Consider the following 13,935-nt stretch of genomic DNA (forward strand, 5'->3'; position numbering starts at 1 on the left):
GGACATACGCGACGATCGACGTCGAACGTACTTGCGTGTCTCCGCGCAGGTCAAAGCCTGTGAAGTGGATCTCCGTTCCAGGGCGGGCCCGCCGAGCCGTGGCGCCGCGGCGGCTACCCGGCGCCGACGTCCTCCCACAGGGCGGTGTCGTGGGCGGCCGCACGTGCGGTGATCCGGCGCAGGGCCTCCTCGACGGGCAGCGGGTCCGGGCGGCGGCCGTCGCGCAGGCGCAGTGCGACCGATCCGGCGGCGGTCTCCCGGGCGCCGAGGACGGCCTGGTAGGGCACCAGACGGGAGCGCCGGATACGGGCGCCCAGGCTCCCGCACTCGGGACCGACCGCCTCGGCCCGCAGCCCGAGGTCGGCGCACCGCCGCACGAGGTCCTCGGCGGGCGCGGCCTCGGCTCCGGTGATCGGCAGGACGACCACCTGCACGGGCGCGAGCCAGACCGGGAAGGCGCCGCCGTTCCGTTCGAGCAGGTGGGCGACGGCCCGCTCCACGCTTCCGATGACACTGCGGTGCACCATGACCGGGCGGTGCTCGACCCCGTCCGGCCCGACGTAGGACAGCCCGAACCGCTTCGGCTGATGGAAGTCGACCTGCACGGTGGACAGGGTGGACTCGCGGCCGGCGCCGTCGGTGATCTGAACGTCGATCTTGGGCCCGTAGAACGCCGCTTCCCCCGCCGCCCGCTCGTAGGGGAGGCCGGAGCGCTCCAGGACCGCGTTGAGCACCTCGGTGGAGCGCCGCCACAGCTCAGGATCATCGACGTACTTGCCGCCACTGCCCGCGAGGGACAGGCGGTAGCGGCTGGGCTCGATCCCCATCGCCCGGTAGGCGCGGCTGATCATCCCCAGAGCCGCCTCCGCCTCGTCGACGACCTGCTCCGGGGTGCAGAACACGTGCGCGTCGTTGAGCTGGATCGCCCGCACCCGGGTCAGTCCGCCCAGGACCCCCGAGAGCTCGGAGCGGTACATCGCACCCAGCTCGGCCATGCGCAACGGCAGCTCACGGTGGCTCCGGGAACGGGAACGGTAGATCAGCGCGTGGTGCGGGCACAGGCTGGGCCGCAGCAGCATCTGCTCCGACCCCACCTCCATCGGCGGGAACATGTCGTCGCGGTAGTGCGCCCAGTGCCCCGACAGCTCGTACAGCTCCCGTTTGCCGAGCACCGGCGAGTACACGTGCTCGTACCCCGCCCGCCGCTCCTGGGCGCGCACGTACTCCTCCAGCGCGTGGCGCACGGTCGCGCCGTCGGGCAGCCAGTACGGCAGTCCCGATCCGATGAGGGGGTCGGTGTCGAACAGCTCCAGCTCGCGGCCGATTCTGCGGTGGTCGCGTGCGGCGGTCGCATCGGTCATCGTGGTCTCCTCGCGTTCGGTGGAGCGAGTGACCACAAGACGAAGCCCCGGGGCACTCGCCCCGGGGCTTCGATCAGGCATCGGTCAGCGCGCCGGGGGACTCTCCGGCGTCGTCGTCACAAGGGCGCGCTGCATGGCGCCCACTTTAGCCACAGCGGGACCACTCGTCCACGGGCATCGCGCCCCACGACGGACGGCGGTCCGCCTCCCCGCCGGTCCCGGCGCCCGGCCACGGCCCGAAACCGGGCGGGGAAGGCGTCGCCGGTCGGTACGCTTGTGCCATGGCCGACCCGCAGGAAGTACTCTCGCGACGGGTCCAGTCCGCCCTCGGCGCCGCCTTCGGCCCCGAGTTCGCCGACACCGACCCCGTCATCCGCCCGTCCCAGTTCGCCGACTACCAGGCGAACGCCGCGCTCGCGCTCGCCAAGCGACTGGGCCGAAAGCCGCGTGAGGTGTCCGCGGCGATCATGGAGCACCTGGACGTGGCCGACGTCTGCCGCGACGTCGAGGTCAGCGGGCCGGGCTTCATCAACCTGACCCTGCGCGAGGACTGGATCGCCGGGCAGACCCGCGGCCTGCTGGACGACCCCCGCCTGGGCGTTCCCCAGCAGGAGCGGCTGAACATCCCGCTCGACTACTCCGCGCCCAACGTGGCCAAGGAGATGCACGTCGGGCACCTGCGCACGACCGTGGTGGGCGACTCCCTGGCCCGGACGCTGGAGTTCCTGGGCCACAACGTCATCCGGCAGAACCACATCGGTGACTGGGGCACGCCCTTCGGCATGCTCATCGAGCACCTGCTGGAGGCCGGCGAGGAGTCCGCGGACGCGGACCTGCTCACCACCGACCCCAACGCCTTCTACCAGGCGGCGCGCACCAAGTTCGACTCCTCCGGCCCCGAGGCCGGCGACTTCGCCGCCCGCGCCCGGCGCCGCGTGGTCGCCCTCCAGGGCGGCGACGAGGAGACGCTGCGCCTGTGGAGCAAGCTCGTCGGCCTGTCGAAGGTCTACTTCAACAAGGTCTACACCAAGCTCGGCGTCACCCTCACCGACGAGGACCTCGCCGGTGAGAGCACCTACAACGCCATGCTCGCCGACGTGTGCGAGGAGCTGGAGAGCAAGGGCATCGCCGAGATCAGCGACGGCGCGCTGTGCGTGTTCCTGGAGGGCTTCACCGGCCGCGAGGACAAGCCGGTCCCGCTGATCATCCGCAAGAGCGACGGCGGCTACGGCTACGCGACCACCGACCTCGCCACCGTGCGCTACCGGGTGGACGACCTCAAGGCCGACCGCATCCTGTACGTCGTCGGCGCCCCGCAGGCCATGCACTTCAAGATGGTCTGGGCCGCCGCCCGCAAGGCCGGGTGGCTGCCGGAGAGCGTCGAGACCACGCACGTGCAGATCGGCAACGTGCTGGGGAGCGACGGCAAGATCCTGCGCACGCGCAGCGGTGCCCCGGTGCGCCTCATGCAGCTGCTGGAGGAGGCCGTCGAGCGCGCCGCCGCGGTCGTGGCCGAGAACCGGCCCGACCTCAGCGCGCGGGAGCAGGCGGAGATCGCCTACGACGTCGGCATCGGCGCGGTCAAGTACGCGGACCTGTCGGTGGCGCACGACACCGAGTACACCTTCGACTTCGACCGCATGCTGGCGCTGACCGGCAACACCGGCCCGTACCTGCAGTACGCGCAGGCCCGGATCCGGTCCATCTTCCGCAAGGGCGGGCTGGACGCCGGGGCGGCGCGCGGGGAGATCACCGTCACCGAGGGCGCCGAGCGCGACCTCGCGCTCAAGCTGCTGGGCTTCGGCGGGGTCGTGGCGCAGGTCGGCGACCTGCTCCAGCCGCACCGGCTGTCGGCGTACCTGTTCGAGCTGGCGCAGGCGCTCACCACGTTCTACGAGCACTGCCCGGTGCTCACCGCAGCCACCGAGGCCGAGCGCGAGTCGCGGCTGGCCCTGATCGCGGTGGCGCTGCGCGTGCTGGTCCAGGGACTGGACCTGCTGGGGGTCAACGCGCCCGAGCACATGTAGGCGGGTGCGGGCCGTCCGGCCCGCCGTCCGACCGCGAAGAGGGGCCGTCCGTGGGGGCGGCCCCTCTTCGTGTGCGCGGGGCCCGCGCACACGGATCCGCGGCCTGGCCGGATCCGGCCTCCGACCGGACGCGAGAGAACTCGCAGCGGCGCCGCGGCATCTCTCAACAGGGGTTTCACGGCCCGGCTGCGTTCGGATCCGAGCGCGGGCGCACGCGGGAACCGAGTCGAAGATCTCGTGTTCGTGCGCCGGGGAACCTGGCGCTCTGGTGGGGCGTCCGACCTACAGTGTGTGGACAAAAGCCACAGACGCGACATAAGGGAGAAAACGGAAATGACGTCAGCTCCTCCCGAAGTGGGGCCCGGGCCGGGGACCTGGCACCTGGACCCGCTTCACTCCAGCCTGATCTTCGTCGCCCACTACCTGCGCTACGGCCGGGTCCAGGGCACGTTCGGCCGCGCCGAGGGCCGGGTCGTCGTCGCCCAGAACCCCGCCGAGTCCACGGTGGAGGTCACCCTGGAGTCCGGGAGCATCAACACCGGAGTCGGCGCCCGCGACGCCCACCTGCGCTCCGCCGACTTCCTGGACGTCGACCACCACCCGGAGATCCGCTTCGTGTCGACGGGCTTCGAGGAGAGCCGGCGCGGCCGGTACGCCTTCCGGCTGTACGGGGACCTGACCATCCACGGCACGACCCGCCCCCTCGCCCTGGACGGGCAGTGGGTGGGCGAATCCCCCGACTACGTGTCCCCGGAGGACACCTACGGGCACTTCTTCTCGGCGACCACGCAGATCCGCCTGCCCGACTTCGGGGTGGGGCTCGGCGGCCAACTGCCCTGGGGCGGCACCCTCGTCGGCGAGAACGTCGACATCGTCCTGGAGGTCCGCTTGCAGAACCAGGACCCGGCGCCGTTCCTGAAGCAGATCGGGCACGCTCCCTGACGGACGCGCCCGCGAGGCGATCGTGCCGCCGCCCGGCACGGTCGACGCCCTCGGCCGCTCCGCGCTCCCACACCACGTGACCGCCCGCACAGCCCGTGCGGCGTCTCGGCCCCTGCCCACACGCCGACACCGACGGTGCTCGCTCGCGTACCGTGCGCTGTCGCCATCGCGGGGCCTTCGCGGCCGCCCTCGGACCCGCCACCCTGATCGGCGTCCGTGACCGGTACCCGTCATCGGCACCCGCTACCGTGACCGCATGTCCGCTCCCCGCGTCCACACCTACGTCGAAGACGGCCGGCTGCTCGCCTTCGCCCCGACCGGCCCGCCACGGGAGAACGGCGAACCCGTCGAGCCGAGCGCGAGCTTCCCGGCCCTCGGCCTCCCCCTCCGGGTCGACGCCGCACCGGACCTGCGCAGCGCCGCTTACACGACCCGCGACGAACTCGTCTGCGTCGGGCAGGACGGGAACGTTCTGTGGCGCCTGGCACTCGGCCCGTCCAACGACCACGTGGACCCGTCCCGCTGTGCCACGTGCGCCTTCTCGCGTGACGGGCGAACGGTCTGGCTCCACCGACCCGGCCCCTACTTCGGACCGGGTGCCACGGACCGGCTGCACGCTTTCGACGCGGCCACCGGAGCCGTGCTCGCGCAGGCGGATCCGGGCCTCGCGCACGACTGGGCGGGATCACTGTTCCCGCATCCGGACGGCGAGCACCTGCTGCTGGGCCTCCCCATGGCGCCAGCGAGCGACCACGTCTTCCGCGCACGACTGCGGGACGACGGATCGCTCACCGTGGTCCGGTACGGCTTCGAGAGCTTCCTGTACGATCTCTCTCCCGACGGGCGCCTCTTCGCCACCGCGAGGGGCGACGACAGCATCACCTTCCGCGCCTTCCCGCACGGAACCGTGACCAGCCGCATCACGATCGAGGACTTCGGCTACGACGGTGCCTTCGTGCGGGAGCACGACCCGGAGATCGGCTACTTTACCGCCGACTTCCTGGACGCGGACACGGCCGTCGTCGACGTCCACGACTACTACGGCGAGGGCTTCCACGAGAACCACATCGTCGAGGTCGCCACCGGCCGCGTGCTCGGCCCGCTCCCCGGGGAGTGCCGACACAAGAACACCCAGGTGCTCGGCGACGGCACCTGGATGTTCCAGGGCCGACACTACTCATTCTGACCATGCGTCCCACCGACCCCACGGAGAACCCAGTGCGCGTCCGAACCGCGTTCTCGGCCGTCGAGATCGTCGCCTTCACCTTCACCGCGCCCGCGCGCGACGATGCGGCCCTCCCCGAACCGGCGGCCCGCTTCCCCGTCGGCGAGGAGCCCACCGGGGTGAGCGTCGCGCCCGGCCTGGACCGCGCCGCCTACACCACCGACCACGACCTGGTCCGGGTCGACGCCGACGGAACGGTCGCCTGGCGGCTCGCCCTCGACGCGCCGCCGCGGTCCGAGCGCTTCATGAGCGGCCGACCCTCCATCGCGTTCTCCGCCGACGGCTCGCTGCTCTGGCTCTACCGCCCGGACCAGGCCTGGCACGGGCCGCGTCGAACCGACCGCCTCCTCGCCCTCGACCCGGCCACCGGCGGTGTCCTGGCCGAGTCCGACCTCGGCAGCTCAGGCCACGGGGCGGAACTGCTTCCCCACCCGGACGGACGGCACGTCCTGGTCGGGGTGGGCGAGGGCCAGGACGGCGGCCGGAACTTCCTCGCCCGGCTGGAGGACGGTTCGCTCGCCCTGACCCGGTACGACCTCTACGGCCACCTCCGCGACCTCTCCCCCGACGGCCGGGTGTTCCTCCTCAGCGACGAGGACGAGGTCACCTCCCACGCCTTCCCGAGCGGCGAGCCGATCTCCCGCGTCGGCGTCGACGCGTTCGGCTACGACGAGGAGAGGTTCGAGACGCTGTTCGTCGGCCTGCACACCGCCGGCTTCCTCGACCACCGGACGGCGGTCGTCGCCGTGAACGGCGAGGTCGTCGACCCCGAGGACGGCGACCCCTACCTTCCGGACTTCCTCGAGAACCACGCCGTGGACGTGGCGACCGGTCGTGTGCTGGGCCCGCTGCCCGAGCCGTCCCGGTACGCCGAGTCCCTCACCGTGCTCGGGGACGGTTCCTGGACGGGCCCCGACGCCTCGGGGCGAGGCGCCCGCTTCACCCTCTGAGACCACCGGGGCCACCGGGGCCACCGGGGCCACCGGCGGCGCGCCCCGGTTCACGGCCCGCGCCCCGGCCCGGCGAGGCGCACTGGCCGACTCCGGTCACGCGGCGGGCGCGAGGTTGCCGCCCGGTCCGGCGTTCCGCTTCACTGGCGAAACGCCCCGGACCCCTGCCTCCCGTTCCGGCCCCGTCCTGCCGAAGGAACCGCCGATGTCCTCCCCCCGCACCGACCCGTCTTCGGGGCGCGCCTCGCCGACGTGGGTCCGCCACTCCGCCATCGACCGCCGGCTCTGGCTGGTGGGCACCGCGGTCCCCATGGTCCTGCTCGGACTGCCCACCCTGGGGGGCGGGATCTACGCGGGTCTGGTCCAGGATCCGGCCATGTTCGGCGCCCTCGTCCTGCCCGGGCTCATCATGGGCACGGCGATGGTCTTCCACCCCTACCTCTTCTGTGAGCAGGGGATCGAGGTCGGCGAACAGGGCCTGCGCCTGCGCAAGAAGCCCAAGTGGTGGTACCGGGGCGTGGCACTGGACGTGCCGTGGAGCGTGGTGCGGGGACTGACCGTCATCCGCCACCACCCGGGCCGGTTGGACCGTCAGGTGCTCGTGATCCACCTGGAGCGGGACACGGGCGAGCGCGTGTCCTTCACCTGGGTGGACATCGAGGTTCCGGGCTCGGTCAACGGCCTGGCCGGCTACTCCCCCGGCTTCCGGATCGTGACCATCGGGCGCGAGGCCGAGGTGGACGCCGTGATCGCCGCCGCCCTCGCCGAGCGGCCGGACCTGCGCGTCGAGGAGACCAGCACCAATCCCCACAAGCCCCTTCCCGCGAGGGCACTGAACGCCGGCGAGGGGCCCGAGCCCGAGGCTTCCCCGCCGCAGGAGGCTCCCCCGCCGCAGGACGCGGACCTCCCTCCACCTCCGGAGCCCGACGTCCGCGAGCGGCCGGAGCCTCCCCCGGTCGGTGTCGACGAGTTCGTCGGCCACGGCGACGTGGCCCTGCTGTCCTCGTACGCCCTGATGACCGGCGGAGCCGTCGCCTTCCTCCTCGGCCTGCTCTACCCGTTCGCCCTCGTCAACGCGTGGCGTGCCGGGAACCCCGTCGGCGACATCGCGGTGGGCATGTCCGGCTTCCTGTTCATCGGGCTGATCGGCCTCGCGCTGATCGGATGGCGGCTCTACCTCCTGCCCCGCCAGTCGGCACGTCAGGGCGTCCGCGTCCACCCGGGAGGCATCACGCTGGTCCGGGATCCGATGTGGTGGTCCCAGGGCCTGGACATCGAACTCCCCTGGGCGGACGTCACCGGGATCCGGTTCGAGGTCCGCACCCTCACGAGGAAGCAGCGGAGGATGCAGCGCTCGCGCGTGATCGTCACCCTCACCGACTTCGACGACACGGTGCCGCTCCCGGCCTGGGCGTCCACCTTCTGGGACACCGTCCTGGACGAGCCGACGATCGTCCTCGACCCCATGGTGGTGGCCGATCCCGCGTTCGACACCTACCGGCTCATCCCCCTCCTGCACCGGGCCCGCCCCGACCTGTGTTGATGACCCGGCCGAAGGATCGACCAGGCTCGGGCCGCAGACGAAGGGCCCGGCCGCGCACGGCGGCCGGGCCCTCGCACGCGTCGGCTCAGTCGACGGCGGCGACGTAGGCGGCGATCTCCGTCCGGGTGGGGATGGACGAGGCGGCCCCGTGCCGCTGGACCGACAGCGCGGCGGCGGCCGCCGCGAAGCGCATCGCGTCCTCGGGGGTGCTGCCCTCGGCGCGGGCCACGGCGAACGCTCCGCAGTAGGTGTCCCCGGCGGCCGTGGTGTCCACGGCCTCGACCCGGCGCGCGGGCACGTGCACCGGCTTCGATCCCCGGCGGCCGTGCAGCGCGCCCGCCTCGCCCATGGTCAGCAGGACCTCGGGGACCAGCTCGACCAGGGCCTCCAGGGCCGCGTGCGGATCGGCCGCACCGGTGATCGCGGCGGCCTCGTGCTCGTTGGGCACCAGCACGTCCACCGACTCCAGCAGCTCGGCGGGCAGGTCCCGGGCCGGCGCGGGCGTCAGGTACACGGGCACGCCCAGTCGGCGCCCGGCCCGCGCGGCATCGACCACGGCCTCCATCGGCAGCTCCAACTGGAGCAGCAGGGCGTCGTGCGCGCCGATGACCGAGGCGTCGCCCTCGACCGTCCCGGTGACCGTGCCGTTGGCGCCCGGCACGACGATGATGGAGTTGCCGCCACCGCCGTCGACGACGATGTGCGCCACGCCGGACGCGCCCGGCGCCGTGCGCAGTCCCGACACGTCGATGCCGCAGTCCACGAGGTTGGCGCGCAGGTCCGCGCCGAAGGAGTCGTCGCCCACCGCCCCGAGGAAGGCGGTGTCGGCGCCGGCCCGTGCCGCCGCGACCGCCTGGTTGGCGCCCTTGCCGCCGGGCACCTGGCGAAACGCCGTGCCGGTCACGGTCTCACCGCTGGAGGGCACCTGGTCCACGTAGGCGACCAGGTCCATGTTCACACTGCCGAAGACGGCGATACGGGGTGCGCGGCTCATGCCTGGGCCTCCCCGTCCAGCTCGACGATGACCGGGGCGTGGTCGGAGGCGCCCTTGCCCTTGCGCTCCTCGCGGTCGATCCGGGCTCCGCTCACGCGCTCGGACAGCGCGGGGGAGGCCAGAACGAAGTCGATGCGCATGCCCTTGCGCTTGGGGAAGGACAGGGCCTTGTAGTCCCAGTAGGTGTACACGCCCGGTCCCGGGGTGTACTGGCGCACGACCTCGGCGAACCCGGCGTCGACCAGCCCGGTGAACGCGGCGCGCTCGGGCCCGGTGACGTGCGTCTTGCCCTCGAACTCGGCCATGTCCCACACGTCGGTGTCCTCGGGGGCGATGTTGAAGTCCCCGACGTAGGCGATCTGCGCCCGCGGGTCCTCGGCCAGCCAGGCCTCGCCCGCCTTGCGCAGCGCTTCGAGCCAGCGCAGCTTGTACGCGTAGTGCGGGTGGTCGACCTCGCGGCCGTTGGGCACGTACAGGCTCCACACCTGCACGCCCGCGCAGGTGGCGCCGATGGCGCGCGCCTCGGCCTCCTCCGGCTCACCGTAGCCGGGCTGGCCGGGGAAGCCGATCCGCACGTCGGCCAGGCCGACCCGGGAGGCGATCGCGACCCCGTTCCACTGGGAGAGCCCGTGGTGGGCCACCTCGTAGCCCCGGTCGGTGAAGACGGAGGCGGGGAACTGGTCGTCGCGGGCCTTGGTCTCCTGGATGGCGAGGACGTCGACGTCGCTCCGGTCCAGCCAGGCGCCGATCCGCTCGGTCCTCGCCCGGGCACTGTTCACATTCCATGTCGCGATACGCACACGAGAAGCCTAGGCCACCGCGCCGACACGGCACTCCCCCACCAGGCCCGAGGGCGGCGCGCGCGAGGCGGCGCCGGCCTGCGTGAACGGCGCCGAGGGCTCGGGCGCCGAGGACGCCGTGGAACGTGAAACGCCCCGGTGCGGCCGTCCTCCGCACCGGGGCGTCGCGACAACCCGACTCATCACACGAGGGATTCCGTCGCTCAGGAACTAGGACGGCTCATCGCTCCCCGTGGTTCGCATCGGGCCAAAGGTTTTTCTCTACAGAGGTCGCCGACGGCGCACGCGCCCCGAACTCAGGCGTCAGCGCCGGTACCGACGGGTAGGGCTGTGATGCAGGACACAGTGCGACGCCCCCACCAGTGAGGTGAGCGACCCATGTCGACCGTCGAACCCGACGCCCCGACCCCCGCCGAGCCCGAGGTCGACGAACGGCGTGCCCGCGCGGTCGCCGAACAGGCCCGCGAGAGCGGCTGGACACGCCCCGGCTTCGCCAAGGAGCTCTTCCTCGGCCGGCTCCGGCTCGATCTGATCCACCCCCTCCCCGAACCCACCGAGGCCGCCCACCGCGACGGCGAGGCCTTCCTGGCCCGCCTGCGCGACTTCTGCGAGGGCATCGACGCCCAGCGCGTCGAACGCGAGGAGCGCATCCCCGACGAGGTCGTGCGGGGCCTGCGCGAGCTGGGCGCCTTCGGCATGAAGATCCCCGCGGAGTACGGCGGCCTCGGGCTCGGCCAGCTCCACTACAACCGCGCCCTCACCCTGGTGGGGTCGGCCTGCCCCGCGATCGCCGCCCTGCTCTCGGCCCACCAGTCGATCGGGGTCCCCCAGCCCGTCGCCATGTTCGGCACCGAAGCCCAGAAGCGGGCCTTCCTGCCGCGATGCGCCCGCGACGCCATCAGCGCGTTCCTGCTCACCGAACCGGACGTGGGCAGCGACCCGGCCCGGCTGCGGACCACCGCCACCCCCACCGACGACGGCACGGCCTACGTCCTGGACGGCGTCAAGCTGTGGACCACCAACGGGGTCGTGGCCGACCTGCTCGTGGTCATGGCGCGGGTGCCCGAGGGCCCCGGCCACCGGGGCGGCATCACCGCGTTCGTGGTGGAGGGCGACTCCCCCGGCATCACCGTGGAGCACCGCAACCGCTTCATGGGCCTGCGCGGGCTGGAGAACGGCGTCACCCGTCTGCACCAGGTGCGGGTCCCGGTGGAGAACCGGATCGGCGAGGAGGGCCGCGGGTTGCGCATCGCCCTGTCCACCCTCAACACCGGCCGCCTCTCGCTTCCGGCCATCTGCGTCGGCGCGGGCAAGTGGGCGACCCGGATCGCCCGCGAGTGGGCGCGCGAGCGCGTCCAGTGGGGGCGCCCGGTCGGCAAGCACGAGGAGGTCGCCAAGAAGATCTCCACCATCGCCGCCACGACCTACGCCATGGACGCCATGGTCGAGCTCGCCGGCCTGCTCGCCGACGACGAGCACAACGACATCCGCATCGAGGCGGCCCTGGCGAAGCTGTGGGCCTCCGAGCACGCCTGGCGCATCGCCGACGACCTCGTCCAGATCAGGGGCGGGCGCGGCTTCGAGACCGCGGGCTCCCTCGCCGCGCGCGGCGAGCGCGGCGTACCCGCCGAACAGCTGCTGCGCGACCTGCGGATCAACCGGATCTTCGAGGGAAGCACGGAGATCATGCACCTCATGATCGCCCGCGAGGCGGTCGACGCCCACCTGTCCGTGGCGGGAGACCTCATCGACCCCGAGGCCGACCGCTCCGCCAAGGCGCGGGCGGTCGCCAAGGCGAGCGGCTTCTACGCCTCGTGGCTGCCCGGCCTGGTGGTCGGACAGGGGCAGGTACCCTCGGCGTTCGCGGAGTTCGGGCCGATCGCCGGGCACCTGAGGTACGTGGAGCGCACCGCGCGCAAGCTCGCCCGGTCCACGTTCTACGGGATGTCGCGGTGGCAGGGCCGGATGGAGACCAAGCAGGGGTTCCTGGCCAGGATCGTCGACATCGGCGCCGAACTGTTCGCGATGAGCGCGGTGATCGTGCGGGCCCGCCACGACGTCGACACCCACCCCGAGCGCGGCAACACCCCCTTCGAGCTGGCCGACGTGTTCTGCCGGCAGTCACGGCTGCGGATCGACGCCCTGTTCACCGGATTGTGGGCCAACACCGACGACATCGACGGGAAGGTGTCGCGGCGGCTGATGGACGACTCCTACACCTGGTTGGAGGAGGGAGTGGTCGACCTCTCGCTGCCCGGTCCGCTGATCGCTCCGGCCGAGCCCGGACCCTCCAAGGCCGAGGACCAGCACCGCCGGATGGGCTGAGGATCGGAGCGCAAGACGCGGGGGGCGGGCCGCGAGGCGCAGGACGCGGGGAGCGGGCCGCCCGGACGGCCCGCGCCGGAGTGTCGTGGGCGGTGGCAGCATGGCTCAACCGCACCGTTCCTATCCAGTGTTCAGGAGTGGGTCCTGGACCCATCTCCTGTCACTGCGCGCGTCCTGAACGGTGGTGGACGCGCTGGCTCCCCGCGTTCCGACTCCACCCCCTTGCCTTCCGTGGTACGTATGTTCGATCACAGAAGCTAGCAGCGCGGGCGGGGCCGTGTCCGGCGAACCACGAAAATCGAGGACGGCGTCCCTATCCAGGACCCGTACGACCACGGCCAGGCGCCTGCGGCCGGTGCGCTCATGACCACCCCTGGATGAAGAAGGACACTGATGGACACTCATGCAGCAACAGTTCCCAACCCCCGCCGCGAAGCGGAGCTGTCCCTGTCACAGGCCCGCCGGATCGCTCTGGCCGCCCAGGGATTCGCCGACCGCCGGCCCACCGCGACCCCCACGCTGGCCCACCTCGGCCGGGTCGTGCGCCGGGTCGGCGTCCTGCAGATCGACAGCGTGAACGTCCTGGCCCGCAGCCAGTACCTCCCGGTCTTCGCGCGCATGGGCGCCTACGACACCGCCCTGCTGGACCGGGCCGCCACCACCGGCGCGGGCGGGGCGGCGGCGCGCCTGGTCGAGTGCTGGGCGCACGAGGCCAGCCTGGTCCCACCCGCCACCCGGCAGCTGATGCGGTTCCAGATGGAGCGCAACCGCGCCCAGGAGCGCGTGGGATGGCTGAACGGCATCCGCGAGGAGAAGCCCGACCTCGTCAAGGCCGTGCTGGAGGAGGTCGCCCGGGTGGGCCCGGCCACCGCCCGCGAGGTGGAGGCCGCCCTCGCGCACGACGCGCCGCGGGCCAAGGAGCACTGGGGCTGGAACTGGTCCGAGGCCAAGAAGTGCCTGGAGTACCTGTTCTGGATCGGCGACCTCACCTCCAACGGGCGCAACGCCCAGTTCGAGCGCCGCTACGACCTGCCCGAGCGGGTGCTGCCGGCCGAGCACCACCTGACGCCGGAGCCGTCGGCGGAGGAGGCCCACCGCGAGCTGCTGGCCATCGCCGCCCGCGCGCACGGCATCGCCACCGAGCCCTGCCTGCGCGACTACTTCCGGCTCAAGAGCGCGGAGTCGCGGGCGGCCGTGGCCGACCTCGTCGACTCCGGCGAGCTGGTCCCGGTCCGGGTCCGGGGGTGGGAGCGCACCGCCTACCTGCACAAGGACGCCCGCGTGCCGCGCCGGGTGAACGCCCGCGCCCTGCTCAGCCCGTTCGACTCGCTGGTGTGGACGCGCGACCGCGCCGAGGAGCTGTTCCGCTTCAGGTACCGGCTGGAGATCTACGTCCCGGCCGCCAAGCGGGTGCACGGATACTACGTGCTGCCGTTCCTGCTGGGCGAGGACCTGGTGGCCCGGGTCGACCTCAAGGCCGACCGGACCTCGGGGACGCTGCTCGCCCAGCGGATCACCCTGGAGGAGGGCGCGCCGCCCGAGACCCTGGAGGAGCTCACCGCGCAGCTCGGTGAGATGGCCGCCTGGCTGGGCCTGGGCAACGGCGTCGGCGGTCCGGCGCTCACCGGGGCCTGACCGGTTCCGGCCACGGCCGGCCGCAACCGCCTCGGGCCGCGGACGGGCCCGGGGACGGAGATCGCCTGACGCGTGGGGCATCGAGCGCGCACGAGCCGCCCGGGCGCCGCCCCGAGGCGGCCGGGGCCGCGGC

10 protein-coding genes are annotated in these 13,935 nt (G+C 72.7%); 7 read left to right on the plus strand and 3 right to left on the minus strand.

All coding sequences use genetic code 11. From position 1 onward, the window contains the following. Positions 1–113: 113 nt before the first annotated feature. Positions 114–1,361: a threonine--tRNA ligase gene (gene thrS, locus DFP74_RS06955; protein WP_121188091.1), complete on the minus strand. Its 1,248-nt coding sequence runs from the start codon at positions 1,359–1,361 to the stop codon at positions 114–116. A 281-nt stretch (positions 1,362–1,642) separates the two neighbouring features. Between thrS and argS the strand changes: the two genes are divergently transcribed. From argS to DFP74_RS33460, 5 genes are all read left to right on the plus strand, one after another. Beyond that, positions 1,643–3,388, plus strand: a complete 1,746-nt coding sequence (gene argS / locus DFP74_RS06960) for an arginine--tRNA ligase (protein ID WP_121180939.1) — start codon at positions 1,643–1,645, stop codon at positions 3,386–3,388. Positions 3,389–3,721: 333 nt separating this feature from the next. After that, positions 3,722–4,330 (plus strand): YceI family protein, encoded by a 609-nt coding sequence (locus DFP74_RS06965; protein ID WP_121180940.1) that lies wholly within the window; start codon positions 3,722–3,724, stop codon positions 4,328–4,330. Positions 4,331–4,586: 256 nt separating this feature from the next. After that, positions 4,587–5,516, plus strand: a complete 930-nt coding sequence (locus DFP74_RS06970) for a hypothetical protein (protein WP_121180941.1) — start codon at positions 4,587–4,589, stop codon at positions 5,514–5,516. Between the two features lie 32 nt (positions 5,517–5,548). Beyond that, positions 5,549–6,505 carry a hypothetical protein gene (locus tag DFP74_RS06975; RefSeq protein ID WP_147453829.1) on the plus strand — a complete coding sequence of 319 codons (957 nt, stop codon included), beginning with the start codon at positions 5,549–5,551 and terminating at the stop codon, positions 6,503–6,505. 205 nt (positions 6,506–6,710) lie between these two features. Next, on the plus strand, positions 6,711–8,048 hold the full coding sequence (locus DFP74_RS33460; RefSeq protein ID WP_158612971.1) for a hypothetical protein: 1,338 nt from the start codon (positions 6,711–6,713) through the stop codon (positions 8,046–8,048). An 85-nt stretch (positions 8,049–8,133) separates the two neighbouring features. On the opposite strand, the gene rbsK is transcribed toward DFP74_RS33460, so the two are convergent. Both rbsK and DFP74_RS06990 read right to left on the minus strand, forming a co-directional pair. Next, a complete protein-coding gene (gene rbsK / locus DFP74_RS06985) occupies positions 8,134–9,042 on the minus strand; it encodes a ribokinase (RefSeq protein ID WP_121180943.1) in 909 nt (302 codons plus the stop codon). Continuing rightward, complete coding sequence (locus DFP74_RS06990; protein ID WP_121180944.1) at positions 9,039–9,842, minus strand: exodeoxyribonuclease III; 804 nt, start codon at positions 9,840–9,842, stop codon at positions 9,039–9,041. The genes rbsK and DFP74_RS06990 overlap by 4 nt, the downstream gene beginning before the upstream one ends. Before the next feature lie 378 nt (positions 9,843–10,220). On the opposite strand from DFP74_RS06990, the gene DFP74_RS06995 reads away from it, so the two are divergent. Continuing rightward, positions 10,221–12,167: an acyl-CoA dehydrogenase family protein gene (locus tag DFP74_RS06995; RefSeq protein WP_121180945.1), complete on the plus strand. Its 1,947-nt coding sequence runs from the start codon at positions 10,221–10,223 to the stop codon at positions 12,165–12,167. Between the two features lie 393 nt (positions 12,168–12,560). Then, entirely contained in the window at positions 12,561–13,802 is a 1,242-nt protein-coding gene (locus DFP74_RS07000; RefSeq protein ID WP_121180946.1) for a winged helix-turn-helix domain-containing protein, read from the plus strand. The last annotated feature ends 133 nt before the right edge of the window (positions 13,803–13,935 follow it).

The organism is Nocardiopsis sp. Huas11, assembly GCF_003634495.1.
Taxonomy (GTDB): Bacteria; Actinomycetota; Actinomycetes; order Streptosporangiales; family Streptosporangiaceae; genus Nocardiopsis.